Source organism: Deinococcus depolymerans, assembly GCF_039522025.1.
In the GTDB taxonomy this organism is placed as follows: domain Bacteria; phylum Deinococcota; class Deinococci; order Deinococcales; family Deinococcaceae; genus Deinococcus; species Deinococcus depolymerans.
Window position 1 is genome coordinate 91665 of record NZ_BAAADB010000029.1, and the last position, 25202, is coordinate 116866.

Annotated in this window: 21 protein-coding genes; 15 read left to right on the top strand and 6 right to left on the bottom strand. The window is 71.8% G+C overall.

From position 1 onward, the window contains the following. Positions 1-88: 88 nt before the first annotated feature. A complete protein-coding gene (locus ABDZ66_RS13020; RefSeq protein WP_343759652.1) occupies positions 89-1219 on the top strand; it encodes an XdhC family protein in 1131 nt (376 codons plus the stop codon). Positions 1220-1228: 9 nt separating this feature from the next. Here the strand turns inward: ABDZ66_RS13020 and ABDZ66_RS13025 are convergent, their stop codons facing one another. Beyond that, entirely contained in the window at positions 1229-1654 is a 426-nt protein-coding gene (locus tag ABDZ66_RS13025; RefSeq protein WP_343759654.1) for a hypothetical protein, read from the bottom strand. 131 nt (positions 1655-1785) lie between these two features. Here ABDZ66_RS13025 and ABDZ66_RS13030 point away from each other — a divergent pair, with 131 nt between their 5' ends. The 11 genes from ABDZ66_RS13030 (at position 1786) to trpD (ending at position 16833) form a co-directional block, all read left to right on the top strand. After that, positions 1786-2760 (top strand): NAD-dependent epimerase/dehydratase family protein, encoded by a 975-nt coding sequence (locus ABDZ66_RS13030; protein WP_343759656.1) that lies wholly within the window; start codon positions 1786-1788, stop codon positions 2758-2760. Beyond that, positions 2757-3575, top strand: coding sequence for an MBL fold metallo-hydrolase (locus ABDZ66_RS13035; RefSeq protein ID WP_343759659.1), 819 nt, complete (start codon positions 2757-2759; stop codon positions 3573-3575). Before ABDZ66_RS13030 ends, ABDZ66_RS13035 begins: the two co-directional genes overlap by 4 nt. Continuing rightward, complete coding sequence (locus tag ABDZ66_RS13040; protein ID WP_343759663.1) at positions 3572-4894, top strand: F390 synthetase-related protein; 1323 nt, start codon at positions 3572-3574, stop codon at positions 4892-4894. The genes ABDZ66_RS13035 and ABDZ66_RS13040 overlap by 4 nt, the downstream gene beginning before the upstream one ends. Next, positions 4891-5889: a 3-oxoacyl-ACP synthase III family protein gene (locus tag ABDZ66_RS13045; RefSeq protein ID WP_343759666.1), complete on the top strand. Its 999-nt coding sequence runs from the start codon at positions 4891-4893 to the stop codon at positions 5887-5889. The genes ABDZ66_RS13040 and ABDZ66_RS13045 overlap by 4 nt, the downstream gene beginning before the upstream one ends. A gap of 422 nt (positions 5890-6311) precedes the next feature. Beyond that, a complete protein-coding gene (gene aroA / locus ABDZ66_RS13050; RefSeq protein ID WP_343759669.1) occupies positions 6312-7637 on the top strand; it encodes a 3-phosphoshikimate 1-carboxyvinyltransferase in 1326 nt (441 codons plus the stop codon). Positions 7638-7904: 267 nt separating this feature from the next. Continuing rightward, the gene (locus ABDZ66_RS13055) at positions 7905-8186 is read left to right on the top strand and encodes a YiaA/YiaB family inner membrane protein (protein ID WP_343759674.1); all 282 of its coding nucleotides are present in this window, start codon (positions 7905-7907) and stop codon (positions 8184-8186) included. A 369-nt stretch (positions 8187-8555) separates the two neighbouring features. Then, complete coding sequence (locus ABDZ66_RS13060; protein ID WP_343759677.1) at positions 8556-9674, top strand: PQQ-dependent sugar dehydrogenase; 1119 nt, start codon at positions 8556-8558, stop codon at positions 9672-9674. Between the two features lie 186 nt (positions 9675-9860). Next, positions 9861-13226: a DEAD/DEAH box helicase gene (locus ABDZ66_RS13065; RefSeq protein WP_343759679.1), complete on the top strand. Its 3366-nt coding sequence runs from the start codon at positions 9861-9863 to the stop codon at positions 13224-13226. A 191-nt stretch (positions 13227-13417) separates the two neighbouring features. After that, positions 13418-14863 carry an anthranilate synthase component I gene (gene trpE, locus ABDZ66_RS13070; protein ID WP_343759682.1) on the top strand — a complete coding sequence of 482 codons (1446 nt, stop codon included), beginning with the start codon at positions 13418-13420 and terminating at the stop codon, positions 14861-14863. Between the two features lie 312 nt (positions 14864-15175). Further along, positions 15176-15832 carry an anthranilate synthase component II gene (locus ABDZ66_RS13075; RefSeq protein ID WP_343759684.1) on the top strand — a complete coding sequence of 219 codons (657 nt, stop codon included), beginning with the start codon at positions 15176-15178 and terminating at the stop codon, positions 15830-15832. After that, on the top strand, positions 15829-16833 hold the full coding sequence (gene trpD / locus ABDZ66_RS13080) for an anthranilate phosphoribosyltransferase (protein WP_343759686.1): 1005 nt from the start codon (positions 15829-15831) through the stop codon (positions 16831-16833). The genes ABDZ66_RS13075 and trpD overlap by 4 nt, the downstream gene beginning before the upstream one ends. Positions 16834-16875: 42 nt before the next feature. Here the strand turns inward: trpD and ABDZ66_RS13085 are convergent, their stop codons facing one another. Next, entirely contained in the window at positions 16876-17319 is a 444-nt protein-coding gene (locus ABDZ66_RS13085; protein WP_343759689.1) for a DinB family protein, read from the bottom strand. 27 nt (positions 17320-17346) lie between these two features. Next, the gene (locus ABDZ66_RS13090; RefSeq protein WP_055362353.1) at positions 17347-17808 is read right to left on the bottom strand and encodes an Lrp/AsnC family transcriptional regulator; all 462 of its coding nucleotides are present in this window, start codon (positions 17806-17808) and stop codon (positions 17347-17349) included. Between the two features lie 166 nt (positions 17809-17974). Between ABDZ66_RS13090 and ABDZ66_RS13095 the strand changes: the two genes are divergently transcribed. Then, complete coding sequence (locus tag ABDZ66_RS13095; RefSeq protein ID WP_343759695.1) at positions 17975-19393, top strand: KamA family radical SAM protein; 1419 nt, start codon at positions 17975-17977, stop codon at positions 19391-19393. Positions 19394-19559: 166 nt separating this feature from the next. Continuing rightward, positions 19560-20924 (top strand): acetyl ornithine aminotransferase family protein, encoded by a 1365-nt coding sequence (locus tag ABDZ66_RS13100; protein ID WP_343759697.1) that lies wholly within the window; start codon positions 19560-19562, stop codon positions 20922-20924. 50 nt (positions 20925-20974) lie between these two features. Here the strand turns inward: ABDZ66_RS13100 and ABDZ66_RS13105 are convergent, their stop codons facing one another. Beyond that, on the bottom strand, positions 20975-21457 hold the full coding sequence (locus tag ABDZ66_RS13105; RefSeq protein WP_343759699.1) for a peroxiredoxin: 483 nt from the start codon (positions 21455-21457) through the stop codon (positions 20975-20977). 35 nt (positions 21458-21492) lie between these two features. On the opposite strand from ABDZ66_RS13105, the gene tilS reads away from it, so the two are divergent. After that, positions 21493-23103, top strand: coding sequence for a tRNA lysidine(34) synthetase TilS (gene tilS, locus ABDZ66_RS13110; RefSeq protein ID WP_343759701.1), 1611 nt, complete (start codon positions 21493-21495; stop codon positions 23101-23103). Positions 23104-23132: 29 nt separating this feature from the next. On the opposite strand, the gene ABDZ66_RS13115 is transcribed toward tilS, so the two are convergent. After that, entirely contained in the window at positions 23133-23891 is a 759-nt protein-coding gene (locus tag ABDZ66_RS13115; RefSeq protein WP_343759703.1) for a glycine-rich domain-containing protein, read from the bottom strand. Positions 23892-24082: 191 nt separating this feature from the next. Further along, a complete protein-coding gene (locus ABDZ66_RS13120) occupies positions 24083-25186 on the bottom strand; it encodes a GTP pyrophosphokinase (RefSeq protein ID WP_343759705.1) in 1104 nt (367 codons plus the stop codon). Positions 25187-25202 lie beyond the last annotated feature (16 nt).

The following is a 25202-nucleotide window of genomic DNA, read 5'->3' on the forward strand; positions in this document are numbered from 1 at the left end:
GAGGGGTTGCAGGTGACCCAGGGGTTGCCCCAGACCTCAGCCTTCTTCCCCCGCCCCTGACCGGGCGGGTGTATCCATTGGAGACCGTATGACCCCTGATCCCCAGCGTCCCACCGGGGACACCGAATTCATTCCGGACCTGCCCGAGCGGCTTGCGGGGCTGGCGCGCGAGGGCGCGGCGGTGGTCGTGGCAACGGTAGTGTCGCGCCGCGCGCCGGTGTCGGCGCAGGTGGGTGACAAGGCCCTGATTCACGCGGACGGCCGCATGGAGGGCTTCGTGGGCGGCGCGTGCTCCCGCGAGATCGTGCGGCGGCAGGCCCTGCTGGCGATGCAGGGCGGGCAGGCGCGGCTGGTGCGGATCGTGCCGGGCGCCGCGCCGGACGCCGAGCACGCCTTCGCCGAGCGGGTCACGGTGCCCATGAACTGCGCGTCGGAAGGGGAGAGCGAGGTGTTCCTGGAACCGCTGCTGCCGCCCAGGTTGCTGGTCGTGGTGGGCCGCACGCCGGTCGCGCGGGCCATCGCGGCGCACGCCGCCCTGATGGGCGACCGGGTGTGGCGCGTGCTGGACGACGACGAGGTGCCGGGCGAGCCGGACGCCGTGCCGCTGGGCACCCTGACGGCCCGCCTGTCGGCGCTGCCCGCCGCGCAGCGCGCCCGCGTGCGCAGCGTGGTGGCGTCGCAGGGGCACTACGACGAGACGGCGATCGAGGCGCTGCTGCGCGCCCAGCCGAACCCGGTGGGCCTGCTGGCCAGCCCGAAACGCGCCGCGAACGTCCGCGAGACGCTGGCCATGCTGAGCGGCTTCGGGGAGGCGGACCTGGGCCGCATCCGCGCGCCCGTGGGCCTGAACGTGGGAGCCCGCACCCCGCACGAGGTGGCGCTGAGCGTCCTGGCAGAACTGGTGCAGCTGGACCGGCAGGCCTCCGCGCCGCCCGCCGCTGTTCCGGCACCGGCCGCGCCCGTTCCGACCCCCAGCGAACCGTCACCCGTGCCGCCCGCGCTGCTGGCGCAGGTGATGGACCTGCCCGCCCTGACCGTCCTGAACGCCGAACCCGCCGCCCTGGCAGAGGCGGGCAGCGCCGTGGACCCGGTCTGCGGCATGACCGTCACCCTCCCGGCCCGGCACACCGCCGAGCTGGACGGGCAGACGTACGCCTTCTGCTGCCCGCACTGCAAGGCCCGTTTCCTGAAAGACCCAGCGCGGTACCTGACGACCTGAGCGGGGCGTTCAGCGGCGGTTCGTCTTGCCGAACAGGCCGTCCACGGGTGCCGGGGCCACCGCCTGCCCGATCACGTCCAGGATCTCCGCGAGGGTCAGCGTGAACACGCCCGCCTCGCCCCGGTCGGCCGCCTCGCGCCACTGGCGGTAACCGCCCCCGTCGGCGGGCAGGGGGGCGTTCACCTGGATCAGCTCCAGCACGCTGGCACGCAGGGCCTCGGCCGTGACCGGCGCGTGGCCCAGTTCCGGCTGCACGCCGCCCCGCAGGTGCGGGTTCCCCAGCCGCAGTCCGTCCAGCGCGACGTGCAGCACCGTGCCGGTCGGTTCGTCGTCGCGGCGCAGGATCAGCACGGTGCTGGTGTCCTCGCCGGGGCGGGTGCGGTAGGTCCAGCGCTGACCGGCCTGAAAGTCGATCTGAACATCAGGAGTCGTCATGGAACGCAGCGTACCGGGATGTTCCGGCAGGTCGCCTCGCCTGAATGGCGCAGAGGCGGGTACGTGCTCTGGCCTGAACGCCGTTCACATCTGGCGGCGCCGTGCGGGCGGGGCGTCCATAATCACGGGCGATGACCATTCTGGTGACGGGCGCGACCGGGTTCCTGGGCGGGGTGACAGCCCGTGAACTCGCGCGGGCCGGGCGGGCCGTGACGGGCCTGGGCCGGGACGCGCGCAGGGGCGCGGCGCTGGAGCGGGACGGCGTGCGGTTCGTGTCGGCCGACCTGCGCGGCGCGGACTGGGACGCCCTGCTGCGTGGGGTGGAGGGGGTGGTGCACGCGGCGGCCCGCTCGACCCTGTGGGGGCACGCGGCGGACTTCCACGCGGACAACGTGGCCCCCAGCGCGGCGCTGGCCAGGGCGTGTGCGCGGCGGGGCGTGCGGCTGGTGCATGTCAGCACGCCCAGCGTGTACAACGCGACCGGCCGCACGGAACAGGTGCGGGAGGACACCCCGGTCGGCCCGCGCTTCGACAGCCTGTACGCCCGCAGCAAATGGCAGGCGGAACAGGCGGTGCGCGCCGCGCTGCCTGACGCGACGATCCTGCGCCCACGCGGCATCTACGGCGTGGGGGATACCAGCATCGTGCCCCGGCTGGCCGCCGCGCTGCGCGCGGGCCGCCTGCCGCGCCTGACGGGCAGCGAGGTCTGGACTGAATTGACCGACGTGCGCAACGTCGCCCACGCGATCACCCTGGCCCTGGCCCTGGCCCGACCCGCGCCCGGCGTGTTCAACGTCACGGACGGGCAGGCCATTCCGCTGTGGGCGACGCTGGACCGGCTGGCCGACACGCTGGGCGTGCCCAGACCGACCCGGCGCGTGCCCGCGCGGCTGCTGGAGGGACTCGCGGCCGCGCTGGAACTCGGCGCGCGCCTGCACCCCGACCGGCCCGAGCCGCCCCTGACCGCCAGCGGCGTGCGCCTGCTGACGCGGCCCATGACGCTGGACCTCACGCGGGCCCGCGGGCAGCTGGGCTACGCGCCGGTCGTCACGCCCGAGCGGGGCTTCGCGGACGTGTTCGCCGGGCTGCGCGGAGGGGCGACGTGACCGTCCGGGTCGTGCCACTGCGGGCCGGGTCGTGCCTGAACCTCGCGGCGATCACCGAGAGGGGCGCGCCGTGGCGGGTGCAGGCGTACCCGGCGGGCTTCACGCTGATCCTGCACCCCACGCGCGGCCCGGTGCTGTTCGACACCGGCTACGGCGCGGACGTCGTGGCCGCGATGCGCCGCTGGCCGGGCCTGATCTACGGCCTGATCACGCCCGTGCAGTTCGGCCCGCACGACTCCGCCCGCGAGCAACTGCGCGTCCTGGGCTTCCCCCCGGAGGAGGTCCGGCACGTGATCGTCTCGCACCTGCACGCCGATCACGTGGGCGGCCTGCGGGACTTCCCGCAGGCGACCTTCCACCTCGACCGCCGCGCCTGGGAGCCACTGCGCAGGCTGCGGGGCGTGCGGGCGGTGCGCCGGGCGTACCTGCCGGAACTCCTCCCGGACGACTTCGAGGACCGCTGCGCGTGGCTGGACTTCAAGCCGGGCGGGGACGCCCTGCACCCCTTTCCGCAGGTCGCGGACGTGTTCGGGGACGGCCTGCTGCGCGCCGTGCCGCTTCCCGGACACGCGCCGGGCATGGTGGGCATCCTGGCGCAGGAGGACGCGGGCCTGACCGTCCTGGCCGCCGACGCCGCCTGGAGTGTCCGCGCGGGCCGCGAGGAGCGCCCCGTGCACCCGCTGGCCCGCGTGGCGTTCCACGACCCCGCCCTGGAGGCCACGAGCGGCGCGGCCCTGCGCGCCTTCCTGCAGGCCAATCCCGCCGCGAGGCTGCACGTCAGCCACGACGCGCCCGAGGGCTGGACGACGCCGTGAATACGCTGCTGACCCTGCTGGGCGCACTGGACGACGCCCGCCTGACCTTCCGCAGCCGCGCGGCGCTGGACCGCCACCAGGACCGCCTCGCGCACGATCACCTGCGCTGGGTGGCCGCGCACAGCCCCGCCGTCGCCGCCCGCTTCCGCGCCGCCGGACTCCCCCTGAGCCGCTGGCGCGAGCTGCCCCCCACCGACAAGGCCGCCATGCTCGCCACCTTCGACACACTGAACACCGTGGGCGTCACGCTGGACCGCGCGCTGGCGATCGGGCGGCAGGCGGAACGCACCCGCGACTTCACACCCACCCTCGCCACACCCGCCGGACCCGTCACGGTCGGCCTGTCCACCGGCACGAGCGGCACCCAGGGCGTCTTCCTCGTCAGCCGCGCCGAGCAGGCCCGCTGGGCCGGGACCGTCCTGCGCCACCTGCTGCCCGGCGGCCTGTGGGGGCTGCTGCGCCCGCAGCGGGTCGCGTTCTTCCTGCGGGCCGACAGTCCCCTGTACCGCAGCGTGCGCCGCCGCCAGCTGGAGTTCCGCTTCTTCGACCTGCTGCGTCCCCTCCCCGAACTGGCCGCCGAGGCCCAGGCGTACGCGCCCACCCTGATCGTCGGGCCGCCCGGCGTGCTGCGCGCCCTGCACCGCACCGGCGTCCGGCTGCGTGCCCGCGTGATCAGCGTCGCGGAAGTCCTCGACCCCGACGACGAGGCCGCCCTGCGCGACTGGGGCGACGTCGTGCAGGTCTATCAGGCGACCGAGGGCCTGCTGGCCCTGCCGTGCCCGCACGGATCGCTGCACCTGAACGAGGCGCACGTCCACTTCGACCTTGAACCGCTGGATGGTGGGGAACCGCTCGGGGACGGCCTGCACCGCCCGGTCATCACCGACCTGCGCCGCCGCGCGCAGCCGTTCATCCGCCACCGCCTCGACGACGCCCTGCGCCTCCACCCCGACCCGTGCCCCTGCGGGCAGGCCGCGCGCCGCATCCACAGCATCGCCGGGCGGCAGGACGACGCCCTGCACCTCCCCGGCGCGGCAGGGGAGAGCGTGACCGTCTGGCCGGACTTCCTGCGCGGCGCCCTCGCTGCCGTGCCCGGCCTGCGCGAGTACCGCGCCGACCAGACCGGCCCCGCCCGGCTGACCCTGCACCTCGACCCGCACACCCCGGACACCCAGGCGCACGCCCTGCGCGCCGTCCGGGACGCCCTGCACCGCAGCCACGCCGACCCCACCCGCATGATCCTCGACACCCGACCCCTCGACCCACCCCCGCCCGGCACGAAACGCCGCCGTGTCACCCGCAGCTGGAGGCCCGCATGAACCCATCCGACCCCGTCCTCGGCGTGCGCCTCCTCGCCACCGCCCAGGCCCTCCCCGAACGCCGCGTCCCCACCGCCGAGGTCGCCCGGCTGTGCCACGTTCCGGAAGCCATCGCCCTGAAACGCAGCGGTGTCCACGAACGCCGCTGGCTGTCCGGCCAGGAGACCGCCCTGACCCTCGGCACGCAGGCCGCCCGCGAAGCCCTGCACCGCGCCGGCCTGAACATCGGCGACGTGGACGTCCTGCTGAACGCCAGCGGCAGCCAACTGCAACCCATCCCCGACGGCGCCGCCCTGTACGCCCGCGAACTCGGCCTGCACGGCGCGGCCACGTACTCGCTGCACGGCACCTGCCTCAGCTTCCTCCTGGCCCTCCAGCACGCCGCGCTGCTCATCCACACTGCTCGGGCGCGGCACGTCCTGATCATCAGCAGCGAGGGTGGCAGTGTCGGCCTGAACCCCCACCAGCCCGAGAGCACCCTCCTGATCGGCGACGGGGCCGCCGCCGTCCTCCTCGGCCCCCCCACCCGCCCCGGCCAGGGCCTGCACGCTGGCCGCATCGAGACGCACCCCGCCGGAGCCGACCACACCCGCATCAGCGGCGGTGGCACCCTCCGCCACCCCAACCACCCAGCCGCCGCCCCCACCGACTTCACCTTCGACATGCAGGGCCTCCAGGTCCTCAAACTCGCCAGCCGCGTCGTCCCCCCCTTCCTCGAACGCCTCCGCCCCGGCCTCAGCAGCGGCCTGCCCGGCATCACCCGCGTCATCCCGCACCAGGCCAGCCAGGCGGGCCTCGACCTGCTGCGCCGCTACAACTGGCCCGAGGAACAGGTCGAAGTGACGCTGCGCACCCTGGGCAACGTCATCGCTGCCAGCCTCCCCCTCACGCTGCATCAGGCCGTGGAGGCCGGGCGGCTGGGCGAGGGGGACACCGCGCTGCTGGTCGGGACGGGGGCGGGGCTGATCGCGGGGGGGGTGATCTGGGAGTTGTAACGGGGTTGGTCTGTGCGTTGCCCCACCCCCCAGCCCCCTACCCCAGGGGGGCAGGGGGAGCCTACGTTGGCACTGGGCAGGTATTTCTCGGGCTTGGTTGGTGGGTATCGGGCGGGGACGGCCACGTCTCACACGCCATCCTCTGCTGCGCAGCTCTGCGAGTCCGCTCTCGCGCCGTTCGCCCCGCGCGCTTCGCGCACGACGGGCTGGGTTGCCGTGACAACAGAGTGGCCGGGTGTCCTGGTGCGTGCCGTGAGATTCTACTTTTTCGCTGCGGCAGAAGCATGTGTTCAAGGCTCCCCTTGAGGGGAGCTGTCAGCGCAGCTGACTGAGGGGTCCCGCTGCGCAGCAGCCTCCCTTCCCACTTCCCCTTCCTGTACAGCACCCCGGCTTGGTTGCTGCGTGCGGGCTACGCTGGCGGCATGAGTGCGGATGGCCTGCCGGAGAAGTTTGACGTGATCGTGCACCCTGCCGCCGAGTTGCGGGGGGAGTTGCGGGCGCAGCCGAGTAAGAATTACACGACGCGGTACCTGCTGGCGGCGGCGCTGGCGGACGGCGAGTCGCGGGTGGTGGGCGTGGCGACCAGCGAGGATGCCGGGGCGATGTTGCGTTGCCTGGGGGACTGGGGCGCGGGCGTGGAACTGGTGGGTGGGGACGCCGTGATCCGGGGCTTCGGGGCGGGTCCGCGTGCGGGCGTGACGCTCAATCCGGGGAATGCGGGGGCGGTGGCGCGGTTCCTGATGGGCGTGGCGGCCCTGACGACCGGGACGGCGTTCGTGACGGACTACCCGGATTCGCTCGGAAAGCGGCCTCAGGGGGATCTGCTGGAGGCCCTGTCGCGTCTGGGTGCGCGGGTGCAGAGCCGCGACGGGATGTTCCCGCTGTCCATCTCGGGTCCGGTGCGGGGCGGGGTGGTGGAGGTCAGTGCGGAGCGCAGCAGTCAGTACGCGTCGGCGTTGATGTTCCTGGGGCCGCTGCTGCCGGATGGGCTGGAGTTGCGCCTGACGGGGGACATCAAGAGTCACGCGCCGCTGCGGCAGACGCTGGATACGCTGGCGGCGTTCGGGGTGCGGGCGTCCGCGAGTGACGACCTGAGCCGCATCACGATCCCCGGGGGGCAGGCGTACCGGGCGGGACGGGTGCTGGTCCCGGGGGATTACCCGGGCAGCGCGGCGATCCTCGCGGCGGCCGTCACCCGGCCCGGCGAGCTGCGCCTGTCGAACCTCCGCGAGCATGACCTGCAGGGCGAACGCGAGGCGCTGGACGTCCTGCGCGAGATGGGCGCGGACCTGACCCGCGAGGGTGACACCGTGGTCGTGCGGGGCGGGCGGCCCCTGCATGCGGTCACGCGCGACGGGGACGGGTTCACGGACGCCGTGCAGGCCCTGACGGCGGCGGCGGCGCTGGCGGGGGGCACGACGACCTGGGAGAACGTGTACACGCTGCGCCTGAAGGAATGCGACCGCATCAGCGACACGCGCCGCGAACTGGAGGCGCTGGGCCTGACCGTCACGGAGACGCAGGACAGCCTGACCGTCACGGGCACGCCCAGCCTCGCCGGGGGTGTCACGGCGGACGGGCACGGCGACCACCGCATGATCATGCTGCTGACCGTGCTGGGCCTGAGTGCGCAGTCTCCGATCCGCATCACGGGCGCGCATCACATCCGCAAGAGCTACCCGATGTTCTTCCGTCACCTCGAAACGCTCGGGGCGCGGTTCGAGTACCCGGAAGCCACGCGCGACTGACGGGCAGGAAACCGGAAAGCTGCCCTGAACAGGGGCGGCTTTTTCGTGTCTGGGGGAGGGTTGGAGCGGCTTTTCTGGAGTGCGTTCAGAAGCCGGTGTGGGACGTCTGTCCCGCTCCTATGCTGGGGCGAGCTGGGCGGCGGGTCACTGGCATGTCCGGCCGGACCGGCGCAAGGGCACCTGAGCGGGGCAGCGCGTGCCCGTCACGGCAGAATCCTCAGCAGTGCCCGTCACAGTCAGCAGTGCCCGTCACAGGAGGTTGTACCCATGACGCAGTTCAGCAACCCGGATATCGTCGGTGATTCCCCCGCCTGGCTCAGTTTCATCTGGATCGCGTTCATGACCGCCCTGGGCCTGATGATCCTGGGCATCTACTTCATCCCGGTGGACTGGTGGATCAAGGGCTACCTGTACATGGGCACGCTGTTCCTGACGGCCAGCACCCTGACCCTCTCCAAGAGCCTGCGTGACCGGCACGAGCACGAGCGGCTCGTGAACCGCGTCAAGAGCGCCCGCACCGAGCAGGTCCTCAGCAAGTTCGACACCTGATACGGACTCCGATTGAATGGGCTGCAAAGCCCGTTCAATCCGAGCGGATGCGAGAAGGAGAGAAGCGGGTTCCGGACGTGGAGCTGGCAATCCGGTGAAGTTCCGGATTGTCGGCGAAACAAACGGAATCCGTATGATACGGACTCCGATTGAATGGCTTTGTAAGCCGTTCAATCCGAGCGGATGCGACTCGTAGAGCTGCTCCGCAGAGGAGGAGAGAACGGGTTCCGGACGTGGAGTTGACGACCCGGTGCCGTTCCGGGTTGTCAACGAAACAGACGGAATCCGTATGACCGGACCTCCGGCCCGTGAAGCCGCACTTGAGCGGGCTGGCATGCCGACCTCATGAGCGGCTGGTCTGCTGGGAGCATGCCCTCAATCCGACTGGCCTTCCCGGCGGCGCTGGCCGCCACGACCCTCGCCCTGCTGGGCACCGGCTGCGCGCAGAGCAGCACTGGCGTGGCGCAGAGCCTCCGGGTGCCCGCCGGGTTTCAGGTGAACCTGTACGCGGACGGGTTCAAAAAGCCGCGTTTCATGGTGGTGGCCAGCAACGGTGACGTCCTGCTCAGCGACACGGGGGCCGGGACGGTGTACGTCCTGCCGGACCGCAACGGCGACGGGAAGGCCGACGGGAAGCAGGTGTTCGCCAGCGGACTGAACCAGCCGCACGGCCTCGCCATCCAGGGGGGCTATCTGTACGTGGCGAACACGGACGGCGTGGTGCGCTTCCCGTACAGGGCCGGGGACGTGAAGGCCAGCGCCGCGCCCACGAAACTGGTGGACCTGCCGGGCGGGGGCGGTCACTCGACCCGCACGGTGGAGTTCGGTCCGGACGGGCGGATGTACGTCTCGGTGGGCAGCACCTGCAACGTCTGCGAGGAGAGCGACCCGAAACGCGCCGCGATCTGGGTGTACGACGCCGACGGCAAGAACGGCAGACCCTACGCGACAGGCCTGCGCAACGCCGTGGGCCTCGAGTGGTTCGGCGGGCAGCTGTACGCCACGAACAACGGCCGCGACCAGCTGGGCGACGACCTGCCGCCCGAGGGGTTCTACCGGGTCAAGTCGGGCGGGTTCTACGGCTGGCCGTACTGCTACACCACCCAGCCCGGACAGGCGCAGGTGTGGGACAGGGACTTCGGGAAGAAGACCGCCGATGCCTGCAGGGCCGCCACGCCCGCCTTCGCGCTGACGACCGCGCACTCCGCGCCGCTGGGACTGGCGTTCTACACCGGGAAGACCTTCCCCGCCGCGTACCGTGGGCAGATGTTCGCGGCGCTGCACGGCAGCTGGAACCGCAGCGAGAAGAGCGGGTACAAGGTGATCACCATCGACCCGCAGAGCGGGAAGGTCACGGACTTCCTGACCGGCTTCCTGCGCGGGCAGAACGTCGTGGGCCGCCCGGTGGATCTCGCGGTGGCCGCCGACGGGTCGCTGCTGCTCACCGACGACGGCGGGGGCCGCGTCTGGCGCATCCAGGCCCGCTGACCCCCGCCCGCCACCCGGATCCACCGGGCGGGCTGCCGGTGCGTTTCGTGTCGGTGTGCAGCTTCGCTCTGGGCAGGCTCGCGCTAGACTGGAGGGCGTGTTTGTTACTGGCGTTCCGTCCTTCCCGTCCCGCTCGACTGGCCGGACGCCTGCATGGCGCGTCCACGCTGACGGCCGGGTGACCGCGTGAAACTCAGCCGACTGCCGCCGGGCTTCGCGCTCGACACGGCCGCGCAGGGCCTCGCGCTGCGCGAGGAGAGCGTGCAGAACGTCACGCGCCACTGGACCGACGCCGGCTGGCACGCCGAGGCGACCGTCATGGACGCCGGTCAGCCCTACCACGCCACCGTGGACCTGCTGCCCCCCCCGGACCCGCAACTGCGCGGCAGTTCCTGCACCTGCGGCCGTTACCGCTGCCGGCACGTGGCCGCGCTGGTCCTGGCCACAGACCCGCCCGACGGCCCCCGCCCCGCCCGCACCGAACCGGACCGGGACGCCACCCCCGCCGAGGAACCCCTGGACGCCCGCACGCAGCAGTGGCTGGCGTCCTTCACCGACACCCGCAGCCCCAGCCGGGGCCGGCAGTTCGAACTGCGTTACGTGCTGCGCTTCCTGCCGCCCGGCACCAGCGTCGGCGGGACGCGCCGCGTCGCCGTGCAACTGACGCGCGTGCCGCTGCGCGCCGACCAGCCGGACCTGGCCGCGGCGGAACGGTACTCGCTGCCCCGCAACCTCGCGAGCGCCCCGGCCTTCGTGCGGCGCGACACGCACCTGCTGCGCCTGCTGGACGTCGCCACGACCGCCACGCACGAACCCGGCCGCTGGCAGGACGAACTGCACGTCCTGGGCGACCACCCGGCCGCCGACCTGCTGATCGAGAGCATGCTCGAATCCGGGCGCCTGTGCTGGGAACGCCCGGACGCGGCCCTCACGCGCGGCCCGGACCTGCACGGGCACCTCGCGTGGATGTCCGACGCGCGTGGCGCGCAGGCCCCCACCCTGCACGTCCCGGACGCCCCGGACGCGACCGTCCTGCCCACTCCCCGGCCCTGGGCGGTGCAGGCCACGCCGGCCGGTCAGGCCCGGCTGAGCCGCGTGCAGACCGACTCGCCGCCCGATCAGGTCGCGCGGTTCCTGACCGGCCCGGTCCTGCCGCCCGCGCAGGCCGTGGCGCTGGCGCACGCCATCACGGCTTCGGGGCTGAACCTGCCCATCCCGCAGACCGTCCGTGTGCGTGAGGAACGCCTGCCGTACACCCCACAGCTGCACCTGACCTCCCGCGCCGCCACCCGGCACGGCTGGGCGGCCCGCCCGGAGACAGTCACGCTGCCCGCCGCGCAACTGCGCCACGCCTACGCCGGCCTGACCGTCCCGGACGCCCGGCCCGAAGGGAGCGCCGGCCCGACCGTGTACCGCGACGGCGTCCTGACCCGCGTGGCCCGCGACCTGACGGCCGAACGCGACGCGGAACACGCGGTCGCGCTGGCCGGGTTCATGCTGATCGGGGAGGCGCTGGGCGAGGACTACCACCTCCCCGAGCCCGACCGCGACACGCTGCTCACCCTCGGCGACGAGGACGCCTGGATGAACTTCATGCGGCACGGCCGCGCCGACCTCGAGGCGCAGGGCGTGACCGTGCAGGTCCTGCCGGACTTCCCGCTGAACTACGCCGAGATCACCGACTGGTACGGCGAGACGGACGACGCCTTCGGCGGCTGGTTCACGCTGGATCTCGGGATCGTCGTGGACGGTACCCGCATCAGCCTGATCCCCATCCTGGCCGACCTGATCGCCCGGCAGCCGGGCCTGTTCACTCCCGAGGCCCTGGCCGACCTGGCGGACGACGAGACGCTGCACGCCACCCTCGACGACGGCCGCCGCGTCGCCCTGCCCGCCGGCCGCATCCGCGCGATCTTGGGCGTCCTCGTCGAACTGAACCTGCGTGACCTGCCGCCCGGCCCGCTGCGCCTGCCGCTGCTGGACGCCGCCCGCGTCGCGCAGCTCGAGGAGGCCGTGCAGGCCCGCTGGCTGGGCGCCGAACGCCTGCTGGAACTCGGGCGGAAACTCCGCGATTTCAGCGGCGTGCAGGACGTCACGCCACCCGCCGGACTGCACGCCGACCTGCGCCCCTACCAGCGGCAGGGCGTGTCCTGGCTGCAGTTCCTGCGCGAGTACGGCATGGGCGGCATCCTCGCCGACGACATGGGCCTGGGCAAAACGGTCCAGACCCTGGCGCACCTGCTGCTGGAGAAGGAATCCGGCCGCGCCGACCGGCCCAGTCTGGTCGTGGCGCCCACCAGCGTCATCGGGAACTGGCAGGCGGAAGCGGCGAAGTTCGCGCCGGACCTGCGGGTCCTGACCCTGCATGGCAAGGACCGCCGCGCGCACTTTTCCCGCATCCCGGACCACGACCTGATCCTGACGACCTACCCGCTGCTGCCGCGCGACATCGACGACCTGGGGGCCTTCGGGTACCACCTCGTGATCCTGGACGAGGCGCAGAACATCAAGAACGCCCGCACGGCCGCCGCCAAGGCCGCCGGCGCACTGAACGCCCGCCACCGCCTGGCGCTGACCGGCACGCCCCTGGAAAACCACCTGGGGGAACTGTGGTCGCAGTTCAACTTCCTGGCGCCGGGCCTGCTGCACGACGAGAAGACCTTCCGCGAGCTGTACCGCACGCCCATCGAGAAGCGCGGCGAGGCCTCCCGCCGGCAGGCCCTGGCCGCGCGGGTCCGGCCGTTCATCCTGCGCCGCGAGAAGCGCGACGTGGCCCGCGAACTGCCGCCCAAGACCGAGATCCCGGTGCGCGTCACGCTGGACGGTGACCAGCGCGACCTGTACGAGACGGTGCGCGTCACCACCGAGACCCGCGTGCGCGAGGAACTGCGCGCCCGCGGCCTGTCGCGCAGCACCATCGCCATCCTGGACGCCCTGCTGAAACTCCGGCAGGCCGTCACGGACCCGCGCCTCGTGAAACTGGACGCGGCGCGCAGCGTGGAAGGCAACGCGAAGTTCGAGTGGCTCAGCACGCACCTGCCGCAGATGGTCGAGGAGGGCCGCCGCGTCCTGATCTTCAGCGGGTTCGCCACGCTGCTCGGTCACCTGGAGGACTGGCTGCGCGAGCAGCGCATCCCGTACTCCATGATCACCGGCAGCACCCAGGACCGCCAGAGTCAGATCGACGCCTTCCAGAACGGCCGGACGCACGTGTTCCTGATCACCCTGAAGGCCGGGGGCGTCGGCCTGAACCTCACGGCGGCCGACACGGTCATCCACTACGACCCCTGGTGGAACCCGGCCGCCGAGGAACAGGCCACCGACCGCGCCTACCGCATCGGGCAGGACAAACCGGTGTTCGTGTACAAACTCATCGCGGCCGGCAGCGTCGAGGAACGCATCCTGGACCTCCAGGCCCGCAAGGCCAGCCTGGCGCGCGGCATTCTCGACGGCGGCCTGAGCGACGCCACGCAGCTCACGCCCGCCGACCTCGACCGCCTGTTCGCCCCGCTGGAAGACGAACCCGAAGGCGAGATGGCCCCCACCTCCTGACCCGCCCCCGCGCTGTGTAGACACGCCCCGCCCACTCCCACACGGCGCGCTATGCTGCCGGACATGACCGCAAACGGTACGTGGTGGTGGCCCAGTCTCGCCTGGGTCTGATCCCGCCGTACCCCGACCGGACGCGCCCAGGTGGAACCTTCCACCCGGGCGTTTTCTCATGCCCCGACCCCAGGAGACCCATGACGCAGCGCACCCCACCCCCCACGGCCCAGGCCAGCCCCGCCCCGCTGGCCGTCGCCACCCGCGAACTGAACGCCGACCTCGACACGCCCGTCACCGCGTACCTGAAAGCCGCGCAGGACGAGCCCGTCTCCTTCCTCCTCGAGAGCGTCGAGGCCGGCGAGACCCTCGGCCGGTACTCCTTCATCGGCATCGGCGAACAGGGCCGCTTCGAGGCGCGCGGCACGCACGTCACGAGCAGCGGCACCTTCGGCACGCACGACGGCCCCGTCCCCGATCCCCTCGCGCACCTGTACGCCGCCACCACCCGCCCCGCCCCCGTCCCGGCCGGGCTGCCCGCCCTGATCGGCGGGGCCGTCGGGTACGCCGCGTACGACCTGATCCGTGCGTACGAGACCCTGCCGGACAGTAACCCGGACGAACTGGGCGTGCCTGACGCCTGCTTCATCGCGCCGCGCGGCATGGTCATCTTCGACCACCTCAAGCACCGCCTGATCGCCGTCGCTGCCGCCCCGCAGCAGGCCGACGCCGACGCCGAGGTCACCACCCTCGTCGCTCGCCTGCGCGGCCCGCTGCCCAGCGTGCCCGGGCAGCAGCCCGTCCCCACACCCACCTTCACCAGCAACTTCACGCCCGACACCTTCCGCGACGCCGTGAACCGCGCCCTGGACTACATCCGCGCCGGCGACATCTTCCAGGTGGTGCCCAGCCAGCGCTTCAGCGCGCCCCTGGGCGACCTGCACCCCTTCGCGCTGTACCGCGCGCTGCGCCGCGTGAACCCCAGCCCGTACCTCGGCTACCTGCAACTCGGGCCGGTCACGCTGGTCGCCAGCAGCCCCGAGAGCCTGCTGGCCAGCGACGGCCGCACCGTCACCACCCGCCCCATCGCCGGCACCCGCACGCGCGGCACCACTCCCGAACACGACAACGCGCAGGCCGCCGAACTCCTGGCCGACGAGAAGGAACGCGCCGAACACCTCATGCTCGTCGACCTGGGCCGCAACGACCTCGGCCGGGTCAGCCGTTACGGCAGTGTCCGCGTGCACGACGCCTTCACCATCGAACGCTACAGCCACGTCATGCACATCGTGTCCAGCGTCACCGGCACCCTCCGGGACGACCGGACGCCCCTGCACGCCCTGGCCAGCGTGCAGCCCATGGGCACCGTCAGCGGCGCCCCCAAGATCCGCGCCATGGAAATCATCGACGAACTCGAACCCACCCGGCGCGGCCCCTACGGCGGATCTTTTGGCTACATCGCCCACGACGGCAGCATGGACATGGCCCTCACGCTGCGCACCATGGTCATCACGGGCGGTCACGTCCACATCCAGGCCGGAGCGGGCGTCGTCGCCGACAGCGACCCCACCAGCGAGGAACTCGAAACCCGCAACAAGGCCGCCGCCCTCATGCGCGCCGTCGAACTCGCCGCAGGCGGTCTATGATACGGATTCCGTTTATTTCGTTGACAGATCGGAACACCACCGATCTGCCAACTCCACGTCCGGAATCCGTTTCTCTCCTCCTCTGCGGAGCAGCTCTCCGAGTCGCATCCGCTCGGATTGAATGGGCTGCAAAGACCATTCAATCGGAGTCCGTATGAGAGGGGAGTCGGGAGTGGTAAGTGGGGGGGCGGGCACGCCCGGAAGCCAACAACCCGGCCCCGCTGTTCAGGCGCCGACCGTCCCGACCCGCCGAATCTCCAGTGACGTCGCCTCTCAGGACCCCCGCTCCGCGCGTACGAAAGGACAATCACGATGACCACCCCCGCTGTTCCCACCCCACACCCCGCGCCCCGCCTCCTGCTGATCGACAACTACGATTCGTTCACGTACAACCTCGTGCAGTACTTCGGGGAGCTGGGCGCGGACCTGACCGTGTGGCGCAACGACGCCTTCACGCTGGACGAGGTGCGGGCCCTGAACCCGGACGCGATCGTGGTGTCGCCGGGACCCTGCACGCCCACCGAGGCGGGGCAGAGCGTGGCCGTGATCCGCGAGCTGGGGCCGACTGTGCCGACGCTGGGCGTGTGCCTGGGCCACCAGAGTATCGGGGAGGCGTTCGGGGCGCAGGTGGGCCGCGCGATCCTGCCGGTCCACGGAAAGACCAGCCCGGTGCGGCACGACGGGTCCGGGCTGTTCGCGGGCCTGCGGGACGGCGTGACGGTCACGCGGTACCACTCGCTGGTGGTGCGGGACCTGCCGCCGGAACTGGTGGCGACCGCCTGGACGACCGACCCGGACGAGGAAGTGGTGATGGCGCTGCGGCACCGTGAATTCCCGGTGTTCGGCGTGCAGTTCCACCCGGAGAGCATCGCCACGGAGGGCGGCATGGACATGATCCGGAATTTCCTGGCGGAAGTGCGCGCGTTCCACTCGGCGCGGGCCGCGCGGGTGACGGGGGCCGGCGCATGATGCACGCCAGACTGATGAACGGCGAACGGCTCTCGCAGGAGGACGCGGCGGCGTTCATGCGCGAGGTCATGGAAGGCGACATGAGCGGCGTGCGGCTCGCGGCGGCCCTGGCGGCCCTGCGCGTGCGCGGCGAGACGCCCGAGGAGATCGCGGGCTTCGCGCAGGCCATGCGGGAGAACGCGGTGCGCGTGAACGTCACGCCCCGCCCGGTGCTGCTGGACGTGGTCGGCACCGGCGGCGACGGCGCGCACACCTTCAACATCAGCACCACGACGGCGTTCGTGGTGGCGGGCGCGGGCGTGCCGGTCGCCAAGCACGGCAACCGCGCCGCGAGCAGCCGCGCCGGCAGTGCCGACGTGCTCGAGGCGCTGGGCGTGAACCTGGACGCCCCCCCGGAGGTCGTGGCGGACGCCGTGAACACCCTGGGCATCGGGTTCATGTTCGCCCGCAACTACCACCCGGCCCTGCGGCACGCGGCGGCCGTCCGCTCGGACCTGGCCGCCAGGACGGTGTTCAACATCCTGGGGCCGCTCAGCAACCCGGCGGGCGCCACGCACCTCGTGGTGGGCGTGTTCAAGCCGGAACTGACGCGCACGCTGGCCGAGGTGCTGCGCCTGCTCGGCGCGGGCGGCGCGACCGTCGTGTACGGCGACGGCCTGGACGAATTCACCGTGAGCGGCGTGAACACCGTCTCGGGCCTGCGCGACGGTCAGATCATCGACCGGACCCTGCACCCCGAGGAGGTCGGCGTGGACCTGCACCCCAGAGAGGCGATCGTGGGCGGCACGCCCGCCGAGAACGCACAGATCACCCGCGCCCTCCTGACGGGCGGCGGCACGCCCGCCCAGCGGGACATCGTGGCGCTGAACGCCGGGGCGGCCCTGCGCACGGCGGGCGCCGCCGACTCCATCCGCGCCGGGGTGGAACTGGCCCGCGAGGTCATGGGCAGCGGCGCCGGCTGGAGCACCCTGGAACGCTACGCCGCCCACACCCGCCGCTGACAACCATCGCTGCCGACCGCCACCGCCGACTGCCGCTGACCGTCACAGCAGTCGGCGGTGGTAATTCACCTGCCCCAGGTGCCAGTTCAGGTGCCCGTACAGGTGAATCAGGAAAAAGCGCGCGGTCATGCCCTGCGGGAAACCCGGCAGTTGCGCCGGGTGCGGCGCGTCCAGCCGGGCCGGGTCCAGCCGGTCCAGCGTGCCCGCCACCAGCGCCGACACCCCCCGCACGCCCGCGATCAACTCCGCGCGCGGCACGTCCCGCCGCGCGAACTCCGCCGGGCGGTCCCGCACGAACGCCACGCCCCCCAGGTCCGCGCCCACAAACTGCGACAGGTTCCCGATCAGGTGCAGCGCCAGCGTCCCACCCGAGTTCAGCACGCCCTCCGGCACGGCCCACACCGACGCCTCGTCCGGGTACGCCTCCAGTTCCACGGCCAGCTTCTCTAAGTCCCGCACGAACAGATCCCGCAATTCCGGCAGCATGCACGCAGCTTACCGGGGCGGCGACGGTCACCGGGGCGGCAGGAGCAGTTTGCCTTCCAGTGGGGTGCTCAGGACGATGCTGGTGTCGCAGGTGAAGCCCATGTTGATCAGTTCGGTCAGCATGTTCTCCAGGGCGCCCACGTCGGGCACGGCGACTTTCAGGATGCAGGAGTTGTCGCCGGTGACGCTGTGGCATTCCAGCACGCCGTCGTGCTTGGTGGCCCAGCGGACCAGGGTGGGGTCGTTGCGGCCGCTGTCCTGCACGCCGATGAACGCGGTGATGGTGCGGCCAAGGGGTTTGCTGGCGACGCGCACGCCGTAGCCGAGGATCACGCCGGCGTCCTCGAGGCGGCGGACGCGTTCCGTGACGGCCGGGGCGCTGAGGCCGACGCGGCGGCCGAGTTCGCGCATGCTGAGGCGCGAGTCGGTCTGGAGTTCCTGGAGGATGCTGTGGTCGAGGGGGTCGAGGTGGCCGCCGGACTGTCTCATGGCCCCAGCCTAGCATTTGGAAGGTCGGGGGTGGCGTTTGAGAGTTTTGTGTGTGTGAAACCTGCCCGCAGGCGGGGTGTGCGCACATTCCAAAGTGGGCCGCGCGGCACGGACAATAGGCGGGCACCCAATTCACGTTTCGCCCCCCAGCACCCCGGAGGCTGCCATGCCCATTCACCCGAACGCCACCACCGACAGCCAGACCATGCTTCCCCGCAACCACCGCGCGCCCCGCTGGGCCGACGTGCCCGACGAGCAGTGGTACGACTGGAAATGGCAGCTCAAGAACCGCATCAACACCGTCGAGGAACTCGAATCGGTCATCCGCCTGACCGACAGTGAACGCCAGGGCGCTAGCGCCAAGGGGATCTTCCGACTGGACATCACGCCGTACTTCGCGTCCCTGATGCACCCCACGGACCCCACCTGCCCCGTCCGCAGGCAGGTGATCCCCACGCACCACGAGCTGGAACCGTTCACGTCCATGATGGAAGACTCCCTGGCCGAGGACAAGCACAGCCCCGTGCCCGGCCTCGTGCACCGCTACCCGGACCGCGTGCTGATGCTGGTGACCACGCAGTGCGCCAGCTACTGCCGCTACTGCACCCGCAGCCGCATCGTCGGCGACCCCAGCGAGACCTTCAACCCCGCCGAGTACGAGGCGCAACTGAACTACCTGCGCAACACGCCCCAGGTGCGCGACGTACTCCTGTCCGGCGGCGACCCCCTCACGCTCGCCCCGAAAGTCCTGGGCCGCCTGCTTGCGGAACTCCGCAAGATCGAACACATCGAGATCATCCGCATCGGCACGCGCGTGCCCGTGTTCATGCCCATGCGCGTCACCCAGGAACTCTGCGACGTGCTGGCCGAGAACCACCCCGTCTGGATGAACATCCACGTCAACCACCCCCGCGAGATCACCCCCGAAGTCGCCGACGCCTGCGACCGCCTGACGCGCGCCGGCGTGCCGCTCGGCAACCAGAGCGTCCTGCTGCGCGGCGTGAACGACCACCCCGTCATCATGCAGAAACTCGTGCGGGAACTCGTCAAGATCCGCGTCCGCCCCTACTACATCTACCAGTGCGACCTCGTCCACGGCGCCGGACACCTCCGCACCACCGTGTCCAAGGGCCTGGAGATCATGGAAAGCCTGCGCGGCCACACCAGCGGCTACTCGGTGCCCACCTACGTCGTCGACGCGCCCGGCGGCGGCGGCAAGATCCCCGTCGCGCCCAACTACGTCCTGAGCCACAGCCCCGAGAAGCTCATCCTCCGGAACTTCGAGGGCTACATCGCCGCGTACAGCGAACCCACCGACTATACCGGCCCCGACATGCTCGTCCCCACCGACTGGCAGCGCAAGGAACCCGGCCAGAGCGGCATCTACGGCCTGATGGAAGGCGAACGCATCAGCATCGAGCCCAAGGAATTCAGCGAGAGCCGCAACCGCCCCGGCGCGACCAAACACCGCCTGAACAGCCGCGAGGACAAATGGGCCGCCCACGGCATCGGCCTGGACGTGGCCGTGACCGATACCGCGCCCGACGGCATGGTGCAGGCCGCGCAACCCGTCAGCGGCGACTGAAAGGAAGGCGACCCCTCTGCTTCGCAGCTGTACCAGCCAGTCCGCTGCGCGGCCAGCTCCCCTCAAGGGGAGCCAGGAATCACCAGCCTCCCCTTGAGGGGAGGTGCCCCGAAGGGGCGGAGGGGTCGTCCGCGATTCTGCCGTCCCACCCCCCAGGAGAACCCCAATGACCACCCTTCCCAAACCCCGTCAGCCTGAACTGAAGACCTCCCTGCCCGGCCCGAAGACCGCTGCGATCATGGAGCGCGATTCACAGCACCTCTCGACCTCGTACATGCGGCCCTATCCGTTCGTGCCGGATCACGGGGAGGGCGTGTGGCTGACCGACGTGGACGGCAACACCATGCTGGATTTCTTTGCGGGGATCGCGGTCAGCACGACCGGGCACGCGCATCCGCATGTGGTGAAGGCGGTGCAGGAGCAGATCACTAAATTTACGCACGTGTGCCTGACGGACTACCCGCAGGAGATCACGACCAGCCTCGCGGAGCGCATGGTGAAGCATGTCGAGAAGCCCGGTGAGAAGTGGCGCGTGTTCTTCGGGAACAGCGGCGCGGAAGCGGTCGAGGCGGCGGTCAAGCTGGCCCGGAACCATACGGGGCGGTCGCACATCATCAGCACCATCGGGTCGTTCCACGGGCGCACGTACGGGGCGATCACGCTGACGGGCAGCAAGACGAAGTACAAGCGGGGCTTCGGGCCGCTGCTGCCGAACGTGTCGCACGTGCCGTACCCGAACCCGTTCCGTCCGCCGCTGGGCGCGACGGCCGAGACGTGCGGGCAGGCCGTGATCGACCACATCGAGGGCCTGTTCCAGACGATCATTCCGGCGGACGAGGTGGCGGCCATCATCATCGAACCGATGCAGGGCGAGGGCGGGTACATCGTGCCTCCTGCCGACTTCCTCCCGAAACTGCGGGCGCTGTGCGACCGGCACGGCATCATGCTGATCTTCGACGAGGTGCAGGCGGGCATGGGCCGCAGCGGGAAGATGTACTCCTTCCAGCATTTCGACGGCGTGCAGCCGGACATCATCACGGTCGCGAAGGGCATCGCGTCCGGCATGCCGATCAGCGCGATGCTCGCCAAGGAGAGCGTCATGACGTGGCCGGTCGGGTCGCACGGCAGCACGTACGGCGGGAACCCCGTGGCGGCCGCCGCCGCGCACGCCACGCTGGACCTGCTCGAGGGCGTCGTCAAACACCCCGGCTGCGGCGACAGCCTGATGCACAACGCCGCGCAGGTCGGTGAATTCATCATGACCGAACTGAAAGCCATGCAGGCGGAATTCCCGTTCCTGGGCGACGTGCGCGGCGCCGGGATGTTCATCGGCCTGGAGTTCGTGAAACCGGACGGCAGCCCCGACGGGAAACTGCGTGACGCGGCCAGCATGGCCATGTTCGAACGCGGCCTGCTGAACCTCGACTGCGGCGAGGCCGTCATCCGCATCAGCCCGCCCCTGATCCTCACGCGCGAGGAAGCCGCGACGGGCCTGGAGATCATGCGGGACGCCTTGCGCGCCCTGAAGTAAAGCTGGCTGAACAGGTCGGGCCGCCCAGCGCACGGGGCGGCCCGACCTGTTCAGGCTGTGGTGGCCGCGCCGGTCTGGTGCGCGGCTTCCAGTTCCCTCAGGGCGCCCGTGACGTGCGTCATGGGGTTGGGGCTGCGGTGAATCCAGGCGACAGTGCCGTGCGGGTCGATCAGGAACGTGGCGCGGCCGGTCATGCCGAGCAGGCCGCTCAGGCCGCCGATCACGCCGTACGCCTGCGCGAGGCTGCGGTCGCTGTCGGGAATCAGGGGGAACGTCAGGGAGCAGGTGTCGCGGAACCGGGCCTGGCGGGCCTCGGTGTCGGTGCTGACGCCGATCACCTGCGCGCCGCGCCGTTCGAATTCCGGGAGGGCCGCCTCGAAGCGCTGCGCCTCGATGCTGCATCCGGCGCTGCTGGCGCGCGGGTAGAAGTACAGCACCGTCCACTGTCCGCGCCGGGTCTGCAGGGAGACGGTGCGGCCGTCGTCGCTGCGGCGCGTGAAGTCCGGGGCGGGCTGTCCGACTTGGAGGCTCATGCGCCCGATTGTACGCGCCGTCCTACAATGCGCCCGTGTCTGACGTTGCTGAGTCCCTGCTGCGGCCCCTGCGTCCCTACGCGGGCGAGGTCGTGGTGGTGGGCGTGTCGGGCGGTGCGGACAGCGTGGCGCTGCTGCGGGCGCTGCGGCTGGTGGGGGCGCGGCCGGTCGCGGCGCATCTGGATCACGCGCTGCGGCCCGACTCTGCCCAGGACGCCGCGTGGGTGCAGGCGCTCGCGGCGCGGCTGGGCGTGCCGTTCGTGGGGGGGCGGGTGGACGTGGCGGCGGTCGCGGCGCGGCGCGGCTGGAACACCGAGGACGCCGCCCGTCGCCTGCGCTACGACTTCCTGACCCGCACGGCGAAGGCGCAGGGGGCGCAGGTGATCCTGACGGCGCACACGCGGCGCGATCAGGCCGAGACGGTCCTGACGGCCCTGCTGCGCGGCGAGGCCGCCTTGCACGGTATTCCCGCCGCGCGCGGGCGGGTGCGCCGCCCCTGGCTGGACGTGCCCCGCGCCGATCTGGAGGCGTTGCTGCGCGCGCAGGGGCAGGACTGGCGCGAGGACCCCACGAACGCCGACCCCGCTTACACCCGCGCCTGGATCCGCCGGGAGGTCCTGCCGGTCCTGACCGCCCGCTACCCGGCGGCCGAGGAGGCCCTGGCCCGCGTGGCCCGCACGCAGGCCGAGGACGACGACGCCCTGACCGGGCAGGCCGCCCGCCTGAGCGCGCACGCCCCGCGCCGCAGCGTGCCCCCGTCCGTGCTGCGCCGCTGGCTGCGCGCCGAGTTGCGCCGCGCCGGACTGGCCTTTCATGCGCTGCACCTGGAAGCGCTGGCCGGGGCGCTCCGGGCGGGGGAGACGGCGCACGTCACCCTGCCCGGTGGGCGGGACGTGACGGTCACAGGTGGGCAGCTGTACCTGACCCGGCAGGCGTACCCGGAACCGGAGTTCCCGATTCCTGCCGGCTGGGTGCGGCGCGCCCGGCGGAACGGGGACCGCATCACCCTGCCCGGCGGGACGCGCAAACTCAGCGACGTGCTGACCGACCGGCACGTGCCGCGCGCCGACCGTGACCGCGTGCCGCTGCTCGCCTCCGATCAGGGCGTGCAGTGGGTGGGCCTCCGGCCGCCCGTCTGGGCCGTCGGTGCGCGCGAGGCGGCCGGGCAGCCCCCGGATCCGCTGCACGCCGCGATGGGTGAGGCGCTGGCACAGGCGCGAGAGGCCGCCGCCGCGCAGGAAGTGCCGGTCGGCGCGGTCGTCCTCGGCCCCGGCGGGCAGGTGGTCGGGCGGGGCCGCAACACCAGCCGCGAGCATGGCGACATGACCCGGCACGCCGAACTGGCCGCCCTGCGGGACGCCGCCCGCACCCTCGGCACCGCGTACCTGAGCGGCTGCACGCTGGTCGTCACGCTCGAACCCTGCCCCATGTGCCTCGGCGCGGCGCTCGAAGCGCGGGTCGGGCACATCGTGTACGGCGCCGCGAACCCCAGGGCCGGTGCGCTGGGCGGCGTGACCGACCTCCTTGCCGCGCACTGGGGGCACACCCCGACCGTCACGGGTGGCGTGCGGGGGCGAGAGGCCGCCCGCCTCCTGAAAGACGTGTTCGGCCGTCTGCGTGAGGACCGGCACAGAGACGATCGCTAGGGTCGCTCAGGCCGCCGTCGCGCAGGGGTTCAGCTGCTGCACCCGCCGCCACAACTGCTTCCACAGCTGCCGCCATCCGAACCGCCATCCGAACCGCCGTCCGAACTCCCGCCGTCCAGACCACCGAGGTCCATGCCGCCGTCACTGTCCCGGCGCTCCCGCCGGGCGCCGGTGCCCGCCGGGGTCGCCTGCGCGGTCGTCAGGAGGATCAGGGCCAGCACGAAGACGCCCAGCGCGGCCAGCACCCCGAAGCGCGTGGACAGGAACGTCAGGAACGCCACGCCGCCCGCGATGACTGCCAGCACCAGCGCCGACATCCTCACCTCCCCGGCCGTGCGGGAGGGCAGGGCCGCCCTGACGGACGGGTCAGGCCACAGGTCCGCCGGGGCCACCTCGCCGAACACGCGGGCGTAGCTGTCCAGCGTGCGGCGGTACTGCGCGCCGAAGTCCGTGTCGCCCGCCTCGCCGGTCGCGGGTTCGTGGTGCAGCGGCGCGGGCAGCAGCGGCGTCAGGCGCTCCCAGTAGTCGCGGGTGAAGGTCAGGTGCTCGTGCCACACGGCGTCCACCGCCCGTGACGGCGTGACCGGGTGCCCGGCGGTGACCGCCAGAATCAGGAAGCGGCGGTACTCACGCGCGGCGCGGTCCGTGAAGGCCGGACTCCAGCCGTGCTCCTGCGCGGCGCGGCGCAGCATCGCGGGTGGGAAGTCGTATCCGGTCAGGGCGGCGGTCGGGTCGGCGGTCTCCGGACCGGAAAGGGGGAGGGGGAAGGTGCGCGCGGTTCCTGTCATGCCCGACTCCTGGCAGGACCCGGAGGAAGGGCGGCCTGGAGGTCGAGAAACGCGGGGCCGCCCGCGCGGGTTCCTGCTGAGGACAGCGTGAGCCGCTGCTGTCAGTGGCACGTCAGCTGATGGGGGGGAGAAGGCCCCCAGCGTCAGCGAGACGTGAACCGGTCGGCCGCGCGACCGGCACCGGTGGGCCCTCAGGCGGAACGGGAACTGTCCGGCAGGAGCCGCTGCACGTCCGCGTACGCGCCGCGCACTGCCTCCACCAGCTGATCGCTGCTCAGCACGCCGCGCATGTCCAGCATGCTCACGATCTCGTGCGGGTCCAGGCTGGGGTTCGCGCAGGCGCGCAGCAGCCCGTAATGCACCACGCTGGTACCGGGCCGCGCGCCGCCCGCCGGGGTCCACGCCTCGCGCAGCATCGGCATCAGGCGCGCGGCGAACGCCAGGATCTCCTCCCGGTGGCGCCGCAACTCCTTCTGCAGCGCCCCCACCGAGTGCACGCCCACGTAATGCAGCAGGCTCGCCAGTCGCTGCGGCCGCTCCGGGTCGGGCCAGCCGGTCAGCAGCAGCACGTTCAGCGCCCCGGCCACCCCGTCGTCCAGGTCCCGCACGGGCGCGATGCCCAGCAGGTGCTTCATGCTCTGCGCGTCGATGAACACGCTGTCCGGCGCCTCCTGCACCCGCTCGGGCAGTGTCGCGGCGTAATCGCGCGACAGGCGGTGCAGGGCCATGAACTCCTCGTCCGCCATCTCCAGCAGGCCCGCCAGCCGGTAGAAACGCCGCTGCACCTCCCGCGGGATCGCCTCGCGGTTCTTGTACCCCAGGTCATGCTCGATCTCCGCCCAGGCATGCTGGAGGATCGAACGGATCTGCACCTCGAACCCCATGCCCGCGAACGCCGCGAGTTCCGGCGTGTCCGGCGTGACCTGCACCACGTAATGCACGCCCATGTACCCGAAGCGGTCCGGGTCGTGCATCTTGCTCTTGTCGATGGAGTTCTCCCAGTCCACGCGGTGGTTCGCCTCGATCAGGCGCGCCACGGCCCCCACGTCCGACTCGAAGTACGTGATCACGCGCACCGCCACGAGGTCCGTCACGTCCGACAGCGACCGGTACCGGCCCGGCTTGCGGCGCAACTTGTCCTCCAGGCTCATGGGTTTCTTCACGCGGCCCGTGACGTGATGGATGTTCAGGCCCGCCTGCTCCAGCAGCCGCGACGTGTGCGCCACGGCCGCGTCCCGCAGCCCCTCGAACTGCGGCAGGTTCGTCTCGTAGTCCTTCACCAGCACGTCGTTCATGAGTGACCGCAGCATA

Coding starts and splice junctions, on each gene's coding strand:
- ABDZ66_RS13105 (WP_343759699.1), bottom strand. CDS start 21,457: ATGAGCCTCCAAGTCGGACAGCCCGCCCCGGACTTCACGCGCCGCAGC.
- ABDZ66_RS13025 (WP_343759654.1), bottom strand. CDS start 1,654: ATGACGACTCCTGATGTTCAGATCGACTTTCAGGCCGGTCAGCGCTGG.
- ABDZ66_RS13045 (WP_343759666.1), top strand. CDS start 4,891: ATGAACCCATCCGACCCCGTCCTCGGCGTGCGCCTCCTCGCCACCGCC.
- ABDZ66_RS13090 (WP_055362353.1), bottom strand. CDS start 17,808: ATGAGACAGTCCGGCGGCCACCTCGACCCCCTCGACCACAGCATCCTC.
- ABDZ66_RS13055 (WP_343759674.1), top strand. CDS start 7,905: ATGACGCAGTTCAGCAACCCGGATATCGTCGGTGATTCCCCCGCCTGG.
- trpE (WP_343759682.1), top strand. CDS start 13,418: ATGACGCAGCGCACCCCACCCCCCACGGCCCAGGCCAGCCCCGCCCCG.
- trpD (WP_343759686.1), top strand. CDS start 15,829: ATGATGCACGCCAGACTGATGAACGGCGAACGGCTCTCGCAGGAGGAC.
- aroA (WP_343759669.1), top strand. CDS start 6,312: ATGAGTGCGGATGGCCTGCCGGAGAAGTTTGACGTGATCGTGCACCCT.
- ABDZ66_RS13120 (WP_343759705.1), bottom strand. CDS start 25,186: ATGAACGACGTGCTGGTGAAGGACTACGAGACGAACCTGCCGCAGTTC.
- ABDZ66_RS13115 (WP_343759703.1), bottom strand. CDS start 23,891: ATGACAGGAACCGCGCGCACCTTCCCCCTCCCCCTTTCCGGTCCGGAG.
- ABDZ66_RS13095 (WP_343759695.1), top strand. CDS start 17,975: ATGCCCATTCACCCGAACGCCACCACCGACAGCCAGACCATGCTTCCC.
- ABDZ66_RS13100 (WP_343759697.1), top strand. CDS start 19,560: ATGACCACCCTTCCCAAACCCCGTCAGCCTGAACTGAAGACCTCCCTG.
- ABDZ66_RS13020 (WP_343759652.1), top strand. CDS start 89: ATGACCCCTGATCCCCAGCGTCCCACCGGGGACACCGAATTCATTCCG.
- ABDZ66_RS13075 (WP_343759684.1), top strand. CDS start 15,176: ATGACCACCCCCGCTGTTCCCACCCCACACCCCGCGCCCCGCCTCCTG.
- ABDZ66_RS13030 (WP_343759656.1), top strand. CDS start 1,786: ATGACCATTCTGGTGACGGGCGCGACCGGGTTCCTGGGCGGGGTGACA.
- ABDZ66_RS13060 (WP_343759677.1), top strand. CDS start 8,556: ATGCCCTCAATCCGACTGGCCTTCCCGGCGGCGCTGGCCGCCACGACC.
- ABDZ66_RS13085 (WP_343759689.1), bottom strand. CDS start 17,319: ATGCTGCCGGAATTGCGGGATCTGTTCGTGCGGGACTTAGAGAAGCTG.